Origin of the sequence: uncultured Holdemanella sp. (genome assembly GCF_958348295.1) — a bacterium.
Taxonomy (GTDB): domain Bacteria; phylum Bacillota_I; class Bacilli_A; order Erysipelotrichales; family Erysipelotrichaceae; genus Holdemanella.
Genome location: NZ_CATVYQ010000043.1, coordinates 1 through 20,447, shown reverse-complemented (window position 1 = coordinate 20,447; position 20,447 = coordinate 1). Strand labels below are relative to the sequence as shown.

The following is a 20,447-nucleotide window of genomic DNA, read 5'->3' as shown; positions in this document are numbered from 1 at the left end:
TATCCCCTCATAAAAATGTAATTAAATTAAATTATTCACTCATAAAAATGTAATTAAATTAAATTATTCCCTCATAAAAGTGAAATCGTTTTAAATTATTCGCTCATAAAAATGTAATTAAAATTGAATATTCCCTCATAAAAATGTAAAATAAGGATGGTGATAGAGATGAAAAGAAGCATATATAAAGACTTATTGCGATGGAAAAGAAATAAATTGAGAAAACCCCTTATTATTGATGGGGCAAGACAAGTTGGAAAAACTTGGGTTATTAAAGAATTTGGTAAAAATGAGTATAAAAATGTAGCATATATAAATTGTGATCGTATTGTAGAAATGAAGTCATTGTTTTTTGATTTTAATATAGAAAGATTGATTCGTTCTTTTAGTGCAATCACAAACGAAACAATTGTTCCAGAAGATACTTTAATAGTATTAGATGAAATACAGGAAGTGCCTCTCGCGATAACCGCATTAAAATATTTTTGTGAGGAAGCAAGGCAATATCATATCATAGTGGCAGGTAGTCTTTTGGGAGTAAGTCTTCATGGAGGGACTGGTTTCCCTGTAGGAAAGGTAGATCGATTAAAAATGTATCCGATGACTTTTTCAGAATTTATTGAAGCATCTGGTAAAGTACACCTTTTAGAGTTATTAGAGTCGCATAGATGGGAAGAAATTTCATCATTGTCTGTTACATATACAGATTTATTACGTCAATACTACTATGTGGGTGGAATGCCGGAAGTGGTAGATTCTTATTTTTTAAACTATGATTTGAAAGAAGTTAGAAATACACAAAATACAATTTTAAATGATTACGAACAAGATTTTTCTAAACATATTCCACCTGCTCTTTTAGCAAAAGTAAGAATGGTTTGGAGATCAATTCCTTCGCAATTATCAAAAGAGAATAAAAAATTTGTTTATGGTGCATTAAAAAAGGGTGGTCGTGCAAAAGAATTTGAGGATGCGATTGATTGGTTGATTCATGCAGGATTAATACATAAAGTAAATCGCGTGAATAAAATAGAAAAGCCATTGAAATTTTATGAGGACCTTAATGCATTTAAATTGTTTGTGTTAGACTTAGGCTTGTTGCAAGCTATGGCAAACGTATCCGCAAAAGAAGTTCTAACAGATGAAAACTTTTTTTCTGAATATAAAGGTGCATTTACTGAACAATTTGTGGCACAAGAACTAATCGCGAATAAGGAGACTTTGTACTATTATTCAAAAGAAAATTCTACACTAGAACTTGATTTTCTTGTTCAAAAAGATGTGGTTTATCCAATAGAAGTAAAAGCAGAAGAGAATGTTAAATCAAAAAGTTTAAAAACGGTATATGATGCAGATCATGCGTTATGCCCTGTACGGTTTTCAATGTTAGGCTATAAGAAACAAGGATGGATGGAAAATGTTCCATTATATGCATCAATGGAATATATTCGTTCTAAAGAATAAAGTTAAGAATATGAATGTATATTATCATTTACCGGGCTTATTTGAATTCTATGAATTTTATAAAAAGTTTTTGCCCCTGTTTAAAAATAAACCAGAATACTTCTATGACTGGTGTAAGATTGGATCTATCTATGGCTCGCCATCTGATTGTATATGGTCTGGTGGACGCATCAGTTATGAAGATCATGATCCAAAAAAAGTGTTAGATTTAATGAAGAAATATAATATATCAGCTCGTCTTACATTTAGTAATTCTTTAATAGAAGAAAAACATTTATCTGATATAAAATGCAATGAATTATGTCGATTGTTGAATTTAGATTTAAATAATGGAATTATTATTCATTCGGATATATTGATGGAATATTTGAAATCTAAATATCCAAATCTATATTACGTATCTTCTACCACAAAAGTATTAACAGATTTTAATGATTTTAAAAAGGAAGTAGAAAATCCGGACTTTACGTATGTAGTCCCTGATTTTCGACTGAATAAACAATTTGAGAAGTTAAATTCACTTTCTGAATCATATAAACCAAAGGTGGAATTTCTATGTAATGAATGCTGCTGGTATGGTTGTAAAGACCGAAGGGATTGCTATAAAACGGTTAGTAAACAGAATTTGGGCATTGATTGTATGGATCATATATGCAAGGCGCCTTATTCGAATGAAGGCTATCGCTTTTCTAGAGTCATGGAAAGTCCTGCATTTATTAGTTTAGATGACATTTTAAATATTTATGTTCCTATGGGATATTCAAACTTTAAAATCGAAGGAAGAGACTTAGGAAATGCTTTGTTGTTAGAATTTATTCTTTACTACATGGTAAAACCGCAATACCAAATCCACGTGCGTGAAGAAATGTATTTAGATGCAATGCTAGACTTATTTTAGGAGGTTCACATGATAGAAAAAAGACATACAGTACGTAAATATTTAGATAAACTATTAGATGTTGAATTAGTAAGTTTATTAAATGCACGTATTGAACAAAATAATAGATTGTATGATTTGACATTTAAACTTGTTACGAATGAATCAGATGGTATTTCTAGTTTGGCTAAAATTATGTCGAATAATACAGTACAAAATTATATTATTTTAGCAGGTAAAGATAGTTCAGATTTAGATGAAAAGATAGGCTATTGTGGGGCTGATTTAATTTTGTATGCCCAAAGCCTTGGCTTAAATACATGGTGGTGCGGAGGCATGTTCAATGGTAAAAATGCCTTAAAACATCTTGATGATAAAAATGTTAGAGTGAATGGTGTGATTGCGATTGGATATGGAAAAACGCAAGGTGTACCACATAAATCAAAGACGGCTGATCAAGTGAGCCATTATAAAGGAAAAGTTCCGGAATGGTTTAATTCAGGTATCAAAGCTTTACTTTTAGCTCCAAGTGCTCTAAATAGACAGCCATATATAGTAAATGGTGTAGGAAATAAAGTGAGTTTTAAAGTAAAAAGTGGGCCTTTATCACAAGTTGATTTAGGTATAGGAAAATATTTCTTTGAGCTTGGTGCAGGTAAATCAAATTTTGAATGGAGTTAATATGATACATATTGAAGATGAATTCTTTTTAAAGAAGAAGTTTAATTTTGAAAAATTGAAAGAATTTGGCTTTTCTTTTGAGAATAACACATATGTTTATACAGAATATTTTTTGGATTCAAATTTTAAAGCCATCATTGAAATATCGGATGTTTTAAAAGGTAAAGTTATTGATAATAATAGTGATGAAGAATATATACCACTACGCATTGGGTCCTTTGATGGAGAGTATGTTTGTAAAGTTCGTGAAGCATACAAATCCATATTAAAACGAATTGCGGATACATGCTGTACAAATGTGTTCTTTGCGTTTGAACAGGCCAATCGCATTACAAATCAGATTTATGAAACCTATGGGATAAAACCAGACTTTCCATGGAATGATGACAATGGTGTATTTCGCCATTTAGATACTCGAAAATGGTTTTCACTTATTATGTATGTTTCGATAGATGCCCTTTTGAAAAATGGAGATGGACATATGTTGAATATTATAAATGTAAAAATAGATACTTCAAAAAGAGATGAATTATGTGAGATAAAAGGAATTTATCCGGCCTTCCATATGAACCATAAGATGTGGGTATCTATCGCATTAGATGAAACAATTAGTGACGATAAAATAATGAAACTAATACAATGTAGTTTTGATTTAACAAAATAAAAGGAGAGAATGATATGTACGGAATTATCGCAACATGGAGAATGGCTTTAGAAGGAATTTCAAAAGCAGATTCTATGTTAAAAAATAACGAAAGTGCAGCGGATTCGATTGAAGAAGCAATCAAAGCTGTAGAGGATTTTGAATACTATAAAAGTGTAGGATATGGAGGACTTCCAAATGAAGAATTGGAAGTCGAATTAGATGCTGCTTTTATGGACGGAGATACACTAGAATTTGGATGTGTTGGAGGCATTAAAGATTTTGCCAACCCTGTTAGTATTGCACGTAGTCTAATGCACTATGATGTCAACAATTTCTTAGTGGGTCAAGGCGCTGAAAAATATGCTTCAAGACATGGTTTTGAAAGAAAAACAATGCTTACAGATCGTGCTAAGATCCATTATCACAATCGTATAAAAGAAATCACAAATATGGAATTAAAACCATATTCAGGACATGACACGGTCGGTATGGTTTGTCTAGATTATGATGGACACATGACAAGTGCAACAAGTACTTCTGGGTTGTTTATGAAACATCCAGGACGTTTAGGTGATTCCCCTGTATGTGGTTCTGGATTCTATGTAGATTCTTTTGTCGGCGGAGCTAGCGCTACAGGTTTAGGTGAAGATGTTATGAAAGGTTGCGTCTCTTATGAAATTGTTCGTCTAATGAAAGAAGGTATGCATCCTCAACAGGCTTGTGAAAAAGCTGTACACGATTTTGATTTGGAATTAAAGCGAAGAAGAGGAAAAGCAGGAGACATGTCTTTGATTGCGATGAATAATAAAGGTGAATGGGGTTGTGCTACAAATATTGAAGGCTTTAGTTTTGTGGTGGCAACTGAAAAGCAAGCCCCAACAGTATATTTAGTAAATCATGATAAGGACGGCAAATGTACATTTGAAGTTGCAAGTAAAGAATGGATGGACAACTATATGGCTACACGTACAGCTCCATTAGTTAGGAAATAATATGGAAGAGGAATTGTTAAAGAAAATCGATGAAATCAGTGATGAGATGATTTTAGGAATCAAAAGAATTGTTCAAATTGATAGTGTACAAAGTGAAGCAAAGCCTGGCATGCCTTTTGGTGAGGGCGTGAACAAAGCTTTAGAAGAAACATTGAAATTAGCTTGTGAATTGGGTTTTGAAACAGAAAACGTCGATCATATGGTGGGCATTGCCAAATATGGTACAGGTGAAGATTATATTGGTATTATGGGACATTTAGATGTTGTGCCTGTAGGAGAAGGATGGAATCATCCTCCATTCTCAGCTTATGAAGATGAAAAGGGTAGAATTTATTCAAGAGGAATCTTAGATAATAAAGGGCCTACTCTATCTTGTTTATACGCATTATATGCCATAAAGGAATTGAAAATTCAGCTAAAGCGTCCTGTTTATATTTTGTTTGGAACAAATGAAGAAACGGGATTTGAGGATTTAAAGCATTTTCTTAAAGTCAGAAAACCACCTATTATGGGTTGGACACCCGATTGTAAATATCCAGTTGTATATGCAGAAAGAGGAAGAAGTACTTATCGTGTGAGTACGGATATTGAAAATAAGACAGTATTCAATCAATTTATTAACGAATATATTTTATCGGACAATGGATTTGGAAATAAATTAGGGCTAAATATTGAGAATTTTGAATTTGGTAAAATGCAGTTGAATAATAAAAAATTGGTGGATCTAGAAGGAAAACTTGGTTTTGATTTCTCTTTTAGCTATCCTGCAAGTGTTAGTAATGATACAATAGAGAAGGTAATCAAATCTAAATTAAGCAAAGAGCTACAAGTAGAATGTATACATAATTATGATCCTGTTTATTTTGATAAAAATGGATTTTTGTGCCAAACATTAAAGGCTACCTATGAAAGGGTAACAGGCATGGATGGTACGCCAGTTACAACTACAGGTGGAACGTATGCGAAGATCATGCCAAATATAGTTCCTTTTGGACCGAGTTTCCCTGGACAAAAGGGCATTGGACACAATCCGAATGAATGGATGGATCAGAGTGATTTGATTTTAAATACGAAAATATACGCATTAAGTATAGTGAGGTTGGCAAATGGAGAGAATGATTGAAGTATGTGCAGGTAGCTATCAAGATTGTATAGCTGCATATCAAGGTAACGCAAAGAGGGTTGAATTAAACAGTGCGTTAAGTGTTGGTGGCTTAACGCCAAGTGTCGCAAGTCTAATTCGTGTGAAAAAAGAAACAGACTTAACCGTAATTTGTATGGTACGTGTGCGTGCTGCTGGTTTTTGTTATGAAAAAGAAGATGTAGAAATTATGTTTGAAGATGCCAAGATTCTTTTAGAGCATGGAGCTGATGGAATTGCGTTTGGTTTCTTAAATGAAGATGGCACAATTTGTGAAGAAGACACAAAAAGAATGATTGATTTGATTCATTCATATAATAAGGAAGCTGTATTCCATAGAGCTTTTGATGTTACGCCAGATGCATTTGAAGCCATTGAAACATTAATTGATTTAGGGGCAGATCGCGTACTTACAAGTGGACAAAAATCAAAAGCCATGGAAGGAATTGATTTGATTAAAGTATTGAATAATCAATATGGAGAAAAGATTCAAATTCTTCCTGGTAGTGGAATGAATGCAGAAAACGCAAAAATGATGATGAATTATACAGGTGTATATCAGGTGCATTCGTCTTGTAAAAACTACAAAACAGATACAACCACAACAAAAAACGGTGTTTCATATAGTTACTTGGCTAGTCCACATGAAAATGATTATGATGTAGTGGATGTGGAATTGGTAAAAAAATTAGTAGATAGTATCAAGTAAGACGGGGTTCCCGTCTTTTCTTGTACAAAGTTGTAAGGAATGATGTAATTTACTAAGTTATAACTAAGTAAGTCATAACTTAGTAAATGGAGATTTTATACATGTTTGTTGGTAGAGAAAGCGAATTAACAAAATTAGAAAGAATGTATTCAACGAATGAATTTCAGTTTGCGGTAATCTATGGGTGCCGAAGAGTTGGAAAAACAACTTTGATTCGTGAATTTTTGAAAAATAAAGAGAGTTTATCGTACGTTTCGTTGGAAGGGACTCAAAGAGAAAATTTAATTGGATTGTCGCGAGTGGTTTCGAAGAATAATGCAATCGTATATGATTCATTTGAAAGCTTATTTAATGCGATTGATAAAATGTTAGAAACAAATCAAAAAATAGTTCTTGCGATTGATGAATATCCATATTTAGCCGAAAGTTATCCGCCTATTTCTTCTGTTATTCAAAAGCATATTGATTTATGCTGGAAAGATAAAAATATGTTTTTAATTCTGTGTGGTTCAAGTATGAGTTTCATGGAAAATCAAGTGTTGGGATATAAAAGCCCACTATATGGTCGAAGAAGTGCACAATTTAAAATTACCCCTTTCACATATTTAGAAACGCAAAAAATGCTTGTGAATTATGATAAAGAAAGTCAGGCAATCGCATATGGCATAACAGGAGGAATTCCTGAATATCTTTCAAAAATAGATACAAACAAATCTTTAGATGAGAATATATTAGATTTGTTTTTTAATGAAAATGGAACTTTTTTTGAAGAAGCAACTAATCTTTTAAAACAAGAAATGCGAAATCCCGCAAGCTATAATAGTATACTTGGTGCCATTGCTTCGGGGGCTAGTCGTTTAAATGAAATCGCAAATAAAGTGGGTCTAGATACGTCTGCTTGCAGTAGTTTATTGAAGTCTTTGATTGAATTAAACATAGTCGAAAAAATATATCCTGTTACTGAAAAAGAATCAAGTCGAAAAACAATATATGAAATAAAAGATACAATGTTTTTGTTTTGGTACAAATTTGTAAGACCAAATTATTCAAATATACAAATGGGTTTGGGCCATATTATATATGGTCAATACGTTAAACCAAAAATATCGGATTATATGGGGTATGTTTTTGAAAAAATGTGTACAGAATATATATATCAAGAACAAGTTTTCCTGACATTACCGTTTATTCCGGAAAAGATTGGAAAGTGGTGGGGAAATGATCCAATAAGAAAAGAAGAAGCAGAAATCGATATAGTAGCCATAAATTCAGATTCGTGCTTATTGTGTGAATGTAAGTGGAGAAATAAAAAATTAGATAGTCGAGTTTTAACTGTTTTAAATAGCCGAAAAGATATTTTTAAATATAAAAATAAGAGTTTAATGGCATTTTCTAAATCTGGCTTTACAGAAGATGCGATAGAATATGCAAAAAATAATGATATTCGATTAGTTTCGTTTGAAATGATGTAGATGTGCTACAATAGACGTATTAATGGAGGTTGTTTATTGTGAAGCGTAATGAACAAAAAATAGAAAATACTTGGAAAACAGAAGATATATTTAAAGATGAAGCTGCATTTCTAGCTTGTTTAGATACTTGTAAAGAATTAGGAAATGAGCTTTGTGCATACGATGGAAAATTGGATGATGCATCCAACTTATTATCCTTTTTAAAGGGATATGAAAAATTAACATGTTTATTAGATGATTGTTTAGGCTATGCCTCATTATTGTCCGATCAAGATACGGCAGATGCACATCATCAAGAATTAAAAGGAAAGGCCAATGCGTTAGCGATTGAAATTTTTACTAAACTATCTTTTAGTGATGTACAAATTATGCACATTGAAAATTTAGAATCATTCTATATTTCTGAACCCATCTTAGAAAGATATCGTGTATATCTAGAAGAAGTATGTCGTTTAAAAGAACACGTATTATCTGAAACGGAAGAAAAATTAATGGCATCTAGTTCATTGATGCAAGATACGCCTTATTCAATTTTTGGGATGTTGAACAATGCGGATTTAAAATTTGAAGATGCGATTGATTCAAAAGGAAATAAACACACTTTAACTACAGGTACATTCATCCATATGTTAGAGCAGGAAGATGAAGTATTAAGAGAAAGTGCGTATCGCAATTTCTATGCAGGATATGGGTCTATGATCCATACTTTGGCTGCTTGTTTAAATGGACAGACAAATCAGTTGAAATTTAATAGTACAGCACGCAAATATGCATCTAGTTTAGAATGTGCTGTAGATGCGAATAATGTTTCACCAAAAGTGTATGAACAATTGATTGAAACAGTACATAAAAATATTCATGTTTTACATAAATATATGCGAGTGCGTAAAGAAGTTATGAAAAAAGATAAACTTCATATGTATGATCTATATGTTCCTATGGTCAATGAATGTAATGTTCCTGTTTCTTTTGAACAAGCCAAAGAAGATGTTTTACATTCCATTCAATTGTATGGAACTGAATATGCCAAGGTGTATGAAAGAGGATTGAATTCTCGTTGGATTGATGTATATGAAAATGAAGGTAAACGCTCAGGTGCTTATTCAAGTGGACAAAGAGTACACCCATTTGTATTGATGAACTTTGCGGATTCTTTAGACACAGAATTTACTTTAGCTCATGAAATGGGTCATGCGATGCATTCCTATATGTCTACAAAATATCAGGCTCCATTAGACCGTCATTATAAAATATTTGTGGCTGAAGTTGCCAGTACTTGTAATGAAGCTTTATTGATGGATTATTTGCGCAAACAAAATTCAGATCCAAAATTCCAGGCTTATTTGATTAATCACTTTATGGAACAATTTAGAACTACATTGTTTAGACAGTGTATGTTTGCGGAATTTGAAAAAATCATCAATGAAAAAACCGCAAACAATGAAGTTTTGACAAGTGATGCATTGAATCAGATTTATGCGGATTTAAATAAATTCTATTATGGTGAAGATGTGATTGTAGATGATGAAATTAGTATGGAATGGGCTCGTATTCCACATTTCTATATGAACTTCTATGTATACCAATATGCGACAGGATTTAGTGCAGCTATGGCTCTATCACAAAAATTGCTTCATGGAACACAAGCCGATATTGAAGCGTACTTATCTTTCTTAAAAGGAGGATGTACAAAATCTCCAGTCGAATTATTACGCATGGCTGGTGTTGATATGGCAAGTCCAAAACCAGTGGAAGATGCGATTGATTTGTTTGATTCTTTAATTGATGAATTTGAAAGTATTATGAAGTAGAAAGTCATTTGACTTTCTATTTTTTTAGTCAGATAAATATTAGTAAAAAAAATGACTAAAAATGGAGGGCTTATGTTTGTAGGTAGAGAAAACGAGCTTGAGATTTTAAATCGCGTATTTTCATCAAATCGACAAGAATCTGTATTAATATATGGACGAAGGCGAATCGGAAAAACAGAATTAATCAAGAAAGCCATCGAAGATTTTGAGGGGGAGTATATTCAAGAATGCAAGTACAAAAATTCTAAAGTAACACAGGCTGTTGTAGATCAAGAGATTGAATGAGTAAAAATGTAAATATGTCATGTTATAAATAGGGCTTTTTTTCGAAATCTGGTTTTGATTTAACGAATGATTCAAATATAATTCTATATACGTTGGATGATTTATATCATTCATTTTCAGAAAATATATGAAAACTATGGTATGATATTCACGAGGTGAATTAATGAATAAGTTAGAACAAGCACGCGCACAAATAGATGCAATCGATCGTGAAATGGCTAAGCTGTATGAAGCACGATTGGATGCAGTTAAAGATGTGATTGCGTATAAAATAGAAAATGATTTACCAATTCTAGATTCGGGTAGAGAGCAGGCTGTGATTGAGAAAAATTTGCAGTTTATTCAAAATCCGGATTATAAAGAATATTATGAGTCTTTTATAAAGTTTATTATGAAAGAATCGAAGGCCTACCAAAGAACGTTGCAGTCGCATGATAAAGTCGGATATTGTGGGGTTGAAGGTGCCTTTGGACATATGGTGAGTGAAAAGTTGTTTCCTTCCAATCCAAAAGTGGGTGTTTCTAGTTTTGAGGAAGTCTTTCAAATGATTGTTCATTCAGACGTACAATATGGTGTGATTCCTTTTGAGAATACGAATTCTGGATTGGTTGGAGAAGTTTTAGATTTATTAATGGAATATCCAGTGTATATTCAGTCAATTTATGATCAAAAGATTGAACAATGTTTACTTGGAGTTCCTGGCAGTACATTGAAAGATGTGGAGTGGGTCTATTCAAAGGATCAAGCACTTTCACAATCTAAAGAATTTTTAAAGGAATTAAATGTACAAACGGTAGCCTATCCAAATACGGCGATGGCAGCTCAATATATATCAGCACAGAAGGATGTGCATAAAGCAGCTATTGGTGCTAAGGAAAATGCAGAGCTGTATGGCTTAAAGGTGTTGGCTACAAACATTCAAGAAAATGCGACAAATACAACGCGATTCTTGGTGATTGGATTAAAGCCACAAATAAAGGGGAATCGTTTTAGTATGGTTTTATCCGTTAAACATGAAAGTGGAGCTTTGGCTAAAATTATTGATTGTATTGCCAAGAATGGATTGAATATGGAAAGTATTCAGTCTAGGCCAATGAAAAATAAGCCATTTGAATATTTTTTCTTTGTTGAAATAGAGGGAGATATGTCAAAGGCAGATGATTGTATTCATGAGATACAGTCTGTATGTGAAAGTGTAAAAGTATTGGGAGCATATACTTTAAAGGAGGAAAAATAAGCATGAATTTTGTGAAGGAAAGTGTCAATCAAACACCAATCGTAGATACTGTATTCTCGATTGTTGCCAAGGCAAAGGAAGCTAAGGCTAGAGTGGGATCTGAAAATGTTGTCGATGCGACAATCGGTTCTTTATATGATGAAGAAGGTACTTTGGTTGCCTTGGATAGTGTATATAGTTCATTAAAGAATTTAGATAATAAAGTATTGGCAGCGTACGCGGCTAGTTTTAGAGGAAATCCAGACTTTAGAAAAAAAGTATATGACTGGGTGTTGAATGGAAATTCACACTTAGAACATGAAGTGATCGCAACACCTGGAGGAACTGGTGCTGTTGGTATGACTTTACAAGAGTGTTTAGATGAAGGTCAAACAGTTATCTTGCCAGAAATCGCATGGGGATCTTATGCGTTAATGGCACAGATGCACAATTTAAATGTGGAAAAGTATAGTTTATTTGAAGAAGATCATTTTAATTTAAATTCTTTTAAAGCGGCTTGTAAAAGAGTGATGGAAAAACAGAATCGATTAGTGATTGTTATTAATGATCCTTGCCATAATCCTACAGGTTATTCTTTAAGTGAAGAAGAATGGAAAGAAGTCATTTCTTTCTTAAATGAATGTTCAAAAACACATGCCGTTGTATTATTGAATGATATTGCGTACATTGATTTTTCTTCAAGACAAGAAAAGGCGAAAGAATACTTTGCACAGTTTGATCAAATTGAGAAAAATTTTGTCGTAATTGTAGCATTTAGTTTATCAAAATCAATGACAAGCTATGGACTTCGTTGTGGAGCTGCCATTGTGTTAGGACAAGAAAAAGAAGCAGTTGAACAAGTTAAAATCGTATTTGAAAAGGATGCACGTGCGACTTGGTCAAATATCAACAATGGAGCTATGGCTACATTTGTGGATGTATTAGACAATCATAAAGCAGATTACGATAAAGAAAGATTGCACTATGTAAATTTATTAAAAGAACGTGGTGACATCTTTGTCAAAGAGGCTAACGAAGTGGGATTAAAGCATTATCCATATAAAGAAGGTTTCTTTGTGACTTTATCTATGGATAATGAAACGCGTGATAAATACCATGAGGCATTAATGGAAAACAACATTTTTACTGTCAAAGTAAATTTAGGTATTCGTGTTGCGATTTGTTCTTTATCTGTTGAAAAGACAAAGGGATTGGCAAAAAAGATGAAGGATATTTTGGATACAGTAGCTTAATGCTGTATCCTTTTTTTCATCCACTTATGTGGAACTCCTTCATCATCGCCGATTTGACCAAATTGAATATAACCTTGGTTTTCGTAGAATAAACTGACACGAACTTGGGCGTGTACTACAATTAAATCTCCATTTAATTTTTTAATTTCTTTTTCTGCACTTTCTAGTAACAAATGACCAATATGCTTATTTCGATATTCTTTTAATACGGCAACTCTTCCAATAGTATAATGATTGTTTTCTTTGAAGAAACGACAAGTTCCGACAGGCTTTGTTTCATCGAAAACTACAATATGAGAACTGATTTGATCAATATCATCAAATTCATTTTCGAAGCCTTGTTCTTTCATGAATACTTTGATACGAATATCTTTCGCTTCTTGCGGTAAGGTTGTATATGTTTTTGCGTTCATAATCTTTCTTCTTTCTTTTCTTCAACAGTAACAACTGAAAAATGAAAAGTCAAATATGATATAATATAAGGAAAGTTAGGTGGAAAAGAGTATGCATATTTATGAAGAGTCTTTAAATCGTTTTATTAAAAATTCCTGGATTTATTATGAGGCAAACGATCCTTATTATGCAGGTAAGATTGAACGAATTTCGATTGAAAGAGTACATGATAAAATTTTGTATTATGAGGTAAGGGCAATTGTTCAAACGCGTTGGAATGAAGAAATCTTAAATTTTAGAGTTAATGAATATGGGACGATTTTGACTACAAGTTGCACTTGCTGTCAAGATCCACATTCAGGGTGTGTGCATTTAGTAAGTGTAGTACGAGCTATCAATGCGATAAATCCACAAACTTTTCCGTTTCATGTTGATTATCAAAACTATGTAAAAGAAAAAAATCGACAGGAAGAATTAGAACGTAAGCGTCGTCGTATAAATGATTTGAATCAAGTGGCATTTGAATTTTTAAAAGAAAAACAAGAAGATAAAGTAAATAGTTTTTTTAAGGAAAATGAAAATCTAATTCGATTGTCTTTATATCACACAAATTCATATTATTATGATCAGATTGCGTTTAAATTAAAGATTCAAGTAAGCCGAGCTTATACGGTAAAAAATATACAAGATCTGTTACGCGGCTTTTTTGAGAAAAGATTGGAGTCTTTTGGGAAGAACACACAGATTTACTTGACTAATGATGATTTAGATGAGCCTAGCCAATTGATTTATAATTTTTTATTAAAATATGCTTTTACTAAAGATTGGCAAAAAGAAGGAGAAATTTATTCAGAATGTTTGGATGATTTCTTTAATCTAAATGCATCTTTGCCTAAAGAGTATACAGAATTTAAAACGTCTAAAAAAAATATAAAACTAGTTTTGAATTTGTTGGAACATGAAGATTGTTTTGAACTCAATACAGAACTAGATGATAGCTTTTTGATTGGCAATAAACATCTTTATATAGTGAATCATAAAGAAATTGTGCAATATACCATGGATCCAGATGGTTTTTTAGCTTCACTAGCCTATAATTTGCAACAAAATGATGGATGGTTAATTAAAAAGTCAGAATTCAAAGCTTTTTATTTACAATGCCTGCAACCGTATATGGAATACATAAAATTAGAAACAAATGTAGATGTGGAAAAGTATACAACTCTTATAGAGAATATTCGTGTGTATTCGGATTTAGAAAATGTCAATATGGTCGTATGGGGAACATATTTAGAGAATAACCAGAAGAAGAGTTTCTTTGCGAATACCAATTCCAATCAAATAGCGAGTGTTGAAGCCATAATTCAGCATTATGCGGTAAAGATTGAAGATAACAAGGCAATTTTTAAAGGTAGAAGTGATGCACTTTATAATTTTTTAGATTATGGTATTCCGTTGATTCAAAAACAAGCAGATGTATATGTTTCAGAAGAATTGAAACGATTAAAAAATCGCCGTAGTATGAATTTGAGCGTTAAGGTTTATGTCCAAAATGATTTATTAAAAATGGAATTGGATAGTAACGTAAATGTGGATGAATTGTCACATATATTAAATGCATATCGGAAAAAGAAAAAATTTTATCAGTTAAAGAATGGTGAAATGATTGATTTGGAAAATACGGGGTTAGAACAATTGGATGAGTTAGCTTCCACGATGAATTTAACAACTAAAGATTTCAAAAAGGAAACAATTGAAAAACCGGCATATCAAGCTTTTCATTTAATGGATGTAAATCCAGAATTCGATGTTCGCAATGATGATTCGGTTACAGAATATACAAATCGATTAATGAAAGTAAAAGAACAAACCATACAATTGAAGGATGCGTATAAAACTTTATTGCGCACCTATCAGCAACAAGGAATACAATGGCTTTATGATTTGAAAAATATGAATTTAAATGGAATTCTTGCCGATGATATGGGACTTGGCAAGACATTGCAGGTATTGGTATTTTATGAGCAATATGTTTCAAAAGAGAAACCAAGCTTGATTGTATGTCCAAGTAGTTTAATGTATAACTGGATGTCAGAAATTGAAAAATTTAAAATTGATGTCGATGCAGTATGTGTTACTGGAACTCAGGATGTTCGTAAAGATATTATAAAAGAAAATCATGAGCTGTATATAACGACATATGATTATTTGCGTAGAGATGTTGAATTATATATGTCTATGGAATTTGAATATATTGTTCTAGATGAGGCGCAATTTATAAAGAATCCAAAAACGAAGAATGCGCAGAGTGTGAAATCTTTAAAAAGTAAACATCGTTTGGCTTTGACAGGAACACCAATTGAGAATGGCTTAAGTGAATTGTGGAGTATTTTTGATTTCTTATTGCCTGGATATTTATATAGTTTGAATTATTTCACAAAGAATTTTGAAAAGCCAATTCAAATGGGAGATGACAAAAGGCAGGCACAGCTACAAAAATTAGTGTCGCCATTCATTCTTCGTAGAACGAAAAAACAAGTGTTAAAGGATTTGCCGGATAAAGTTGAGAAAGATTTGTGGTTGAATTTTAGTCCGGAAGAAAAACAATTGTATCTTGCAAATTTGGCTCAGGTCAATGAGCAGCTCCAGCAGCAGTTAGAATTAGAGCAGGTGGATTCCATCTTGATTCTTGCGATGATGACGCGTTTACGTCAGATTTGTTGCGAACCAAGAATGTTGTATGAAAACTATACGGGAGAGAGTACGAAGTTTAAGATGTGTTTAGATTTGATTGAAACACTAAAAGAGAATGATAAGAAGGTTTTGTTGTTTTCTAGTTTCACAAGTATTTTTGATTCTTTTATTGAAGAATTTGATCGACGAGGCATCAAATATCATATGATTACGGGTGCGGTAGATAAAAAGAAACGTAAAGAAGAAGTAGATGCTTTTCAAAATGATGATTCAAATGTATTCTTGATTTCTTTAAAGGCAGGAGGAACGGGATTGAATTTGACGAAAGCTCAAGCTGTTATTCATTTTGATCCTTGGTGGAATGTGAGTGCACAAAATCAAGCGACAGACCGTGCATATCGTATTGGACAGACAAAGAATGTTCTTGTTTATCAGCTATTGATGAAGAATACGATTGAAGAGAAAATCTATGAAATGCAGAAACGTAAAAAAGCAATGAGTGATTTATTTGTGGAGAATTCCAAGGGTGGTATTTCCACTTTGTCTAAGGAAGAGTTAAAAGATTTGTTTTCGATGGATTAAGGCTATATATTTTTTGAAATATATAGCCTTTTTTTCATAAAATGTGATAAAATAGTTGTAATGAAAGGGATTACAAAAGGTGCGAATATGAATAGAAGTGCAGGAATATTATGTCCTGTTTTCTCTATCCCTGCAAATCAAGGGATTGGTGATTTAGGGCAAAAAACAATTCGAATGATCGATATTATTGCGGATGCAGATTACGGAATATGGCAAATATTGCCGCTACAAATGACAGGTCCCACTCATTCTCCATATCAAACATATTCTAGTTTTGCAGGAGATCCTATCTATATCAACTTGGATCGTTTGTGTGAAATGGGGTTATTGACGCAAAGTTCGATTGTGAATTGTAATAAGTTTAAAGACTATGTTGAATATGATAAGATTCGTGAATTTAAGGAACCTTATTTTCAAAAGGCCTTTAAAGTTTTTAAAAAGGAATTTGAATCGTTTAGAGAAGATTTTGAAGCATTTAAGCAAGATGCATTCTGGTTAGAAGATTGGTCTGCTTATTCTTTGTTTAAGAGTTTTTATAATGGAGCTCCATGGTTTGAATGGGAAGACGAATATAAAGATTGGCCAAAAAATCGTGATATTGATTTAGATGATTATAAAGATGAAATCTTTTATATTGAATTTTTACAGTTTATTTTCTATAAACAATTGGATGAAATTCAAATGTATGCGCACGCAAGAAATTTAAAAATCATGGGTGATATGCCTTTCTATGTTGATTTAGATAGTGCGGATGTATGGTGTAATCGAGAAGCTTTCTTATTAGATGAAGAAGGAAAACCAGAATTTATTGCGGGTTGTCCTCCGGATTATTTTAGTGAAACAGGACAACGTTGGGGAATGCCAATTTATGATTTTGATGCGCAAGAAGCAAATGGATATGTTTTTTGGTGCAATCGTATGAGTTGGATGAATCGTTGTTATGACATGGTAAGAATTGATCATTTTAGAGCTTTTGACACATATTGGAAGATACCTGAGTCTTGTCCTACTGCAATTGAAGGAAAATGGATCTTAGGTCCAGCTCATAAATTAATCGATGCGATTTTAAAGGCATGTCCAGATATTGTTCTAGTGGCAGAAGATTTAGGGCTGATTCGTCCAGAAGTCATTGAACTTGAAGAGGATTACGGAATCCCAGGTATGGATGTTTTATTGTTTAGAATGGAAACTAAACAATTAAAGAAAAAGGCAAAGAAAAATTCTGTATTGTACACAGGTACACATGATAATGCGACATGTAATGAAGATTATCATACATATGATTCAAATAAGCGTATCAGTTTGCGTCGATTCTTTAAAAACCAAGGATATTCAAGTCGTTCTTTTAATGAAATGCTTTGTCAATATGCTTTAGATACAGATGCTGATACTGTTATATTGCCAATCTGGGATATTTGTGGATTTAAAGAAGAGGCACGCATCAATACACCAGGAACTGTGTCGAATAAAAACTGGACTTGGAAATTAAAAGATTTTAAAACATTTCCAGATAAGGTTATGAGTACAAAAGAGTGGATCAAAAAGTCAAATCGTTAAAGATAAAGTTAAGTATAGAGCAGAAATCATCAATTTTTGCTCTTTTTCGCTTGGGTTGATAGAATAATAAGGAAGAGGTGGAAAATGATGAAAAAACTATTAACGATTCTATGTTCATTTGTTTTATGTATATCTTTATTTGGATGTCAAAAAGAGACGAAGAATTATATCGCAAAAATCGAAGTAGAGAATTATGGTACAATTACATTGAAGCTTGAAGGGAAAAAAGCTCCAATCACAGTACAAAACTTTGTAGATCTAGCTAAGTCAGGATTTTATGATGGGTTAACGTTCCATCGTATCATTAAAGGATTTATGATTCAGGGCGGAGATCCAAATGGAAATGGTACAGGTGGATCAGATAAGACAATCAAGGGTGAATTTAAGGATAATGGTGTAAAGAATAATATCAAACATAAACGTGGTGTCATATCTATGGCAAGAAGCTCGGATTATGATTCGGCAAGTTCACAATTCTTTATTATGCAAGAAGATAATGATTCATTAGACGGTCAATATACAGCTTTTGGACATGTTACTAAGGGAATGAAGATTGTAGATCAAATTTGTGAAGATGCAGATCCAATGGATGATAATGGTACGATTGCTGAAAGTAAACAGCCTGTTATTAAAACAATCAAAGTATCTGAAATAAACGACTAGAGAAATCTAGTTGTTTTTTATATATTAAGATTTTGGTTTTGGAATAGAGAAATACGGAATGTGAAATAGTGTTAAAATATCACAAGATATGAATTGTCAGGGACGACAAAAAGGACTATTGAAAATAGCCAACATTTTGTATTCATCTTTAGTTGTTGAATTATTTTTTTACAATCATCTTATGATCGCATTCAGGACAGTGCATCATATAGTTTTCTTCAGGTTCATTTGGAAATAATTCGTCGATCAACCATCTAGGTACTTCTTCTTCGTAACCGTATTTTGTACATTTCATCAATACATCTTTTTCTGTATGTTCTGTCATTTCTGTTGTCCTTGAATGGATTATATGTATAAGTATACTGCATAATGGCTCCACATTTACATTGAATTGGGTCTCTATTAAAAGAATCAATCAAATGAGTGCGGTATCTGAATTTACTGAGTTTGTTTTTAAGGGCTTTAGTTCTTGTTTTACGAGAATAATCCTTATTCTTTTTGATTCCAAGAAGTGCATGAACTTTGTCCAATGTTTTCTTAGATGCATTGACATTATCAAATAGTTAAGAAATGATAGTTGGGTATATGTATGATAAGGCGATTGATAAAGTCAATCACATTATCTGTAATATCATATCTTTTTTCATCCTTATGATCATTGTAGAAACAACTGACAATTTTTGATTCTTTATTGTATTCTGTGATTCTATTTTCAGCCATGACACATCTTCCAGCGTAACGAGAGAAAAGTTTACGCAGCCTTGAATATCTTTATTATTGTTGGAATCGTTGTCAGTAGATTTGAACTTGGCATAGACATAGAACCCTTTAGGATGATCTTTATAGAGTCTGTTCTTTTCTTCGGGTTTCATTAATCCGCCAACTTCCTGGATAAGTCGAATTCATCAAATGTTTTTCTAAGCCTAGAGAAATTGAAATGGTGAAACATCTTTAGTTTGTTTGTTTTTAGTGAATATACGAGTTTCGGTACAAGGCAATGGATGTGTGGATTCCATTTAAGGTCTCTTCCAAAATTATGTAGAGTGGCAATCATACCAAATTCATTACGAACAGGGATATCTTTGAATATATAATGAGTATTCTTTAATTGTTTCATCTTCAGTTTCTTTAATAATGATCTGTTCACTAGTATACATATTGTATTTCTAGCTGCAACAAACAATAGATTGAGTCGAGTACGATCCTGTCTGAACCAGTTTCTAAGTTCTTCAGGAATAGTAAAGACAATGTGTCTATGAGGGCAGTCAAGGCAAAAAGAAGTGGCTTTGGCTGCAAGCTGTTTGGCATATTTAACATCACAGGCATTACAGAACCTGGAATGGCATGAATGAGGGATAATGTTCCAGTTTTCACAATCGGTACATTCAAACTGATCAAAGCCAAGATAACATGTGTGGCAAAGAAGAGAACGTTCTACATTGTCAAAATGCAAGGACGAGCTTTACCGGAAGCATCTAATTTTCGAATGTATTCAATATTATCGAAGAAGATGTTTTTAATAGGATGATTGAAATCAAAGTTTCGAACATCACAATCTAAAAGTGATAGAGTTTCAATTGGAATGTTCGAATGATAAGTAGTGTCCATAATTGAAGTATAGAATGAAACCATTTTAAATTGAATAAAAATACAGTTCCAATGTGAATTTAATGTGAACATGTGAGTATATCGATAAATATCACATATACATATTGGTGATATAATAATACTAATAAAATAAATTAGAAAGTCTCAAATCTATCTGTTAAACCTGCTTTGAATATAGTATAATAAAGTCAGATAGAACAGGAGGACTTGTCTTATGAAGGTATTTTCAATGTCACAAAGAATCTATTATAAAGATTTGAAACCAGAAGCAGAATCCATCATTAAAAAAGATCTTGAACTGTACAATTGTATGCTTCATAAGGCATTCAAGATCTGTTTTGATCGTGCTGATGTTAGCATATAAATAGGACTAGTCAAAAAGAGAAAATTTACACCAGTGGTA

20 protein-coding genes and 2 pseudogenes are annotated in these 20,447 nt (G+C 32.5%); 16 read left to right on the top strand and 6 right to left on the bottom strand.

Going from position 1 to position 20,447, the window contains the following annotated elements:
* Positions 1-168: 168 nt before the first annotated feature.
* From Q3907_RS08270 to Q3907_RS08215, 12 genes are all read left to right on the top strand, one after another.
* Complete coding sequence (locus tag Q3907_RS08270) at positions 169-1,464, top strand: ATP-binding protein (RefSeq protein WP_301897952.1); 1,296 nt, start codon at positions 169-171, stop codon at positions 1,462-1,464.
* A 10-nt stretch (positions 1,465-1,474) separates the two neighbouring features.
* On the top strand, positions 1,475-2,362 hold the full coding sequence (locus Q3907_RS08265; RefSeq protein ID WP_301897951.1) for a hypothetical protein: 888 nt from the start codon (positions 1,475-1,477) through the stop codon (positions 2,360-2,362).
* Between the two features lie 9 nt (positions 2,363-2,371).
* A complete protein-coding gene (locus Q3907_RS08260; RefSeq protein WP_301897950.1) occupies positions 2,372-3,022 on the top strand; it encodes a nitroreductase family protein in 651 nt (216 codons plus the stop codon).
* Position 3,023: 1 nt separating this feature from the next.
* The gene (locus tag Q3907_RS08255) at positions 3,024-3,686 is read left to right on the top strand and encodes an MmcQ/YjbR family DNA-binding protein (protein ID WP_301897949.1); all 663 of its coding nucleotides are present in this window, start codon (positions 3,024-3,026) and stop codon (positions 3,684-3,686) included.
* 14 nt (positions 3,687-3,700) lie between these two features.
* Positions 3,701-4,660 (top strand): N(4)-(beta-N-acetylglucosaminyl)-L-asparaginase, encoded by a 960-nt coding sequence (locus Q3907_RS08250; RefSeq protein ID WP_301897948.1) that lies wholly within the window; start codon positions 3,701-3,703, stop codon positions 4,658-4,660.
* A 1-nt stretch (position 4,661) separates the two neighbouring features.
* A complete protein-coding gene (locus Q3907_RS08245) occupies positions 4,662-5,783 on the top strand; it encodes a Sapep family Mn(2+)-dependent dipeptidase (protein WP_301897947.1) in 1,122 nt (373 codons plus the stop codon).
* The gene (locus Q3907_RS08240) at positions 5,767-6,510 is read left to right on the top strand and encodes a copper homeostasis protein CutC (RefSeq protein WP_295646043.1); all 744 of its coding nucleotides are present in this window, start codon (positions 5,767-5,769) and stop codon (positions 6,508-6,510) included. The genes Q3907_RS08245 and Q3907_RS08240 overlap by 17 nt, the downstream gene beginning before the upstream one ends.
* Before the next feature lie 101 nt (positions 6,511-6,611).
* A complete protein-coding gene (locus tag Q3907_RS08235; protein ID WP_301897946.1) occupies positions 6,612-7,982 on the top strand; it encodes an ATP-binding protein in 1,371 nt (456 codons plus the stop codon).
* A 38-nt stretch (positions 7,983-8,020) separates the two neighbouring features.
* Complete coding sequence (gene pepF / locus Q3907_RS08230) at positions 8,021-9,793, top strand: oligoendopeptidase F (protein ID WP_295645687.1); 1,773 nt, start codon at positions 8,021-8,023, stop codon at positions 9,791-9,793.
* A gap of 72 nt (positions 9,794-9,865) precedes the next feature.
* Complete coding sequence (locus Q3907_RS08225; RefSeq protein ID WP_301897945.1) at positions 9,866-10,078, top strand: ATP-binding protein; 213 nt, start codon at positions 9,866-9,868, stop codon at positions 10,076-10,078.
* A gap of 163 nt (positions 10,079-10,241) precedes the next feature.
* Positions 10,242-11,315: a chorismate mutase gene (locus Q3907_RS08220; RefSeq protein ID WP_301897944.1), complete on the top strand. Its 1,074-nt coding sequence runs from the start codon at positions 10,242-10,244 to the stop codon at positions 11,313-11,315.
* A 2-nt stretch (positions 11,316-11,317) separates the two neighbouring features.
* Positions 11,318-12,547, top strand: coding sequence for a pyridoxal phosphate-dependent aminotransferase (locus Q3907_RS08215; RefSeq protein WP_301897943.1), 1,230 nt, complete (start codon positions 11,318-11,320; stop codon positions 12,545-12,547).
* On the opposite strand, the gene Q3907_RS08210 is transcribed toward Q3907_RS08215, so the two are convergent.
* Positions 12,544-12,960: a GNAT family N-acetyltransferase gene (locus Q3907_RS08210; RefSeq protein ID WP_301897942.1), complete on the bottom strand. Its 417-nt coding sequence runs from the start codon at positions 12,958-12,960 to the stop codon at positions 12,544-12,546. The two genes, Q3907_RS08215 and Q3907_RS08210, sit on opposite strands and share 4 nt — an antisense overlap.
* A 91-nt stretch (positions 12,961-13,051) precedes the next feature.
* Here Q3907_RS08210 and Q3907_RS08205 point away from each other — a divergent pair, with 91 nt between their 5' ends.
* The 3 genes from Q3907_RS08205 (at position 13,052) to Q3907_RS08195 (ending at position 18,436) form a co-directional block, all read left to right on the top strand.
* Positions 13,052-16,216, top strand: a complete 3,165-nt coding sequence (locus tag Q3907_RS08205; RefSeq protein WP_301897941.1) for a DEAD/DEAH box helicase — start codon at positions 13,052-13,054, stop codon at positions 16,214-16,216.
* Positions 16,217-16,276: 60 nt separating this feature from the next.
* A complete protein-coding gene (gene malQ, locus Q3907_RS08200) occupies positions 16,277-17,773 on the top strand; it encodes a 4-alpha-glucanotransferase (RefSeq protein WP_367881501.1) in 1,497 nt (498 codons plus the stop codon).
* An 87-nt stretch (positions 17,774-17,860) separates the two neighbouring features.
* Complete coding sequence (locus Q3907_RS08195; protein ID WP_301897940.1) at positions 17,861-18,436, top strand: peptidylprolyl isomerase; 576 nt, start codon at positions 17,861-17,863, stop codon at positions 18,434-18,436.
* 160 nt (positions 18,437-18,596) lie between these two features.
* On the opposite strand, the gene Q3907_RS08190 is transcribed toward Q3907_RS08195, so the two are convergent.
* From Q3907_RS08190 to Q3907_RS08180, 5 genes and pseudogenes are all read right to left on the bottom strand, one after another.
* Complete coding sequence (locus tag Q3907_RS08190; RefSeq protein WP_301897939.1) at positions 18,597-18,761, bottom strand: hypothetical protein; 165 nt, start codon at positions 18,759-18,761, stop codon at positions 18,597-18,599.
* A 230-nt stretch (positions 18,762-18,991) separates the two neighbouring features.
* Positions 18,992-19,195, bottom strand: coding sequence for a transposase (locus tag Q3907_RS08185; protein WP_295645693.1), 204 nt, complete (start codon positions 19,193-19,195; stop codon positions 18,992-18,994).
* 112 nt (positions 19,196-19,307) lie between these two features.
* Positions 19,308-19,481 (bottom strand): annotated as a pseudogene (locus Q3907_RS10730) (transposase); the annotation flags it as partial.
* 249 nt (positions 19,482-19,730) lie between these two features.
* A pseudogene (locus tag Q3907_RS10725) lies at positions 19,731-19,889 on the bottom strand (transposase zinc-binding domain-containing protein); the annotation flags it as partial.
* On the bottom strand, positions 19,871-20,044 hold the full coding sequence (locus Q3907_RS08180; protein ID WP_278729709.1) for a hypothetical protein: 174 nt from the start codon (positions 20,042-20,044) through the stop codon (positions 19,871-19,873). The pseudogene Q3907_RS10725 and the gene Q3907_RS08180, both read right to left, overlap by 19 nt.
* 214 nt (positions 20,045-20,258) lie before the next feature.
* Between Q3907_RS08180 and Q3907_RS08175 the strand changes: the two genes are divergently transcribed.
* Entirely contained in the window at positions 20,259-20,408 is a 150-nt protein-coding gene (locus Q3907_RS08175; RefSeq protein WP_301897938.1) for a hypothetical protein, read from the top strand.
* The last annotated feature ends 39 nt before the right edge of the window (positions 20,409-20,447 follow it).

Excerpts from the sequence above, each read along its gene's own strand:
- Q3907_RS08270 (WP_301897952.1), top strand. The coding sequence starts at position 169 with ATGAAAAGAAGCATATATAAAGACTTATTGCGATGGAAAAGAAATAAA.
- Q3907_RS08265 (WP_301897951.1), top strand. The coding sequence starts at position 1,475 with ATGAATGTATATTATCATTTACCGGGCTTATTTGAATTCTATGAATTT.
- Q3907_RS08260 (WP_301897950.1), top strand. The coding sequence starts at position 2,372 with ATGATAGAAAAAAGACATACAGTACGTAAATATTTAGATAAACTATTA.
- Q3907_RS08255 (WP_301897949.1), top strand. The coding sequence starts at position 3,024 with ATGATACATATTGAAGATGAATTCTTTTTAAAGAAGAAGTTTAATTTT.
- Q3907_RS08250 (WP_301897948.1), top strand. The coding sequence starts at position 3,701 with ATGTACGGAATTATCGCAACATGGAGAATGGCTTTAGAAGGAATTTCA.
- Q3907_RS08245 (WP_301897947.1), top strand. The coding sequence starts at position 4,662 with ATGGAAGAGGAATTGTTAAAGAAAATCGATGAAATCAGTGATGAGATG.
- Q3907_RS08240 (WP_295646043.1), top strand. The coding sequence starts at position 5,767 with ATGGAGAGAATGATTGAAGTATGTGCAGGTAGCTATCAAGATTGTATA.
- Q3907_RS08235 (WP_301897946.1), top strand. The coding sequence starts at position 6,612 with ATGTTTGTTGGTAGAGAAAGCGAATTAACAAAATTAGAAAGAATGTAT.
- Q3907_RS08225 (WP_301897945.1), top strand. The coding sequence starts at position 9,866 with ATGTTTGTAGGTAGAGAAAACGAGCTTGAGATTTTAAATCGCGTATTT.
- Q3907_RS08220 (WP_301897944.1), top strand. The coding sequence starts at position 10,242 with ATGAATAAGTTAGAACAAGCACGCGCACAAATAGATGCAATCGATCGT.
- Q3907_RS08215 (WP_301897943.1), top strand. The coding sequence starts at position 11,318 with ATGAATTTTGTGAAGGAAAGTGTCAATCAAACACCAATCGTAGATACT.
- Q3907_RS08210 (WP_301897942.1), bottom strand. The coding sequence starts at position 12,960 with ATGAACGCAAAAACATATACAACCTTACCGCAAGAAGCGAAAGATATT.
- Q3907_RS08205 (WP_301897941.1), top strand. The coding sequence starts at position 13,052 with ATGCATATTTATGAAGAGTCTTTAAATCGTTTTATTAAAAATTCCTGG.
- malQ (WP_367881501.1), top strand. The coding sequence starts at position 16,277 with ATGAAAGGGATTACAAAAGGTGCGAATATGAATAGAAGTGCAGGAATA.
- Q3907_RS08195 (WP_301897940.1), top strand. The coding sequence starts at position 17,861 with ATGAAAAAACTATTAACGATTCTATGTTCATTTGTTTTATGTATATCT.
- Q3907_RS08190 (WP_301897939.1), bottom strand. The coding sequence starts at position 18,761 with ATGACAGAACATACAGAAAAAGATGTATTGATGAAATGTACAAAATAC.
- Q3907_RS08180 (WP_278729709.1), bottom strand. The coding sequence starts at position 20,044 with ATGGACACTACTTATCATTCGAACATTCCAATTGAAACTCTATCACTT.
- Q3907_RS08175 (WP_301897938.1), top strand. The coding sequence starts at position 20,259 with ATGAAGGTATTTTCAATGTCACAAAGAATCTATTATAAAGATTTGAAA.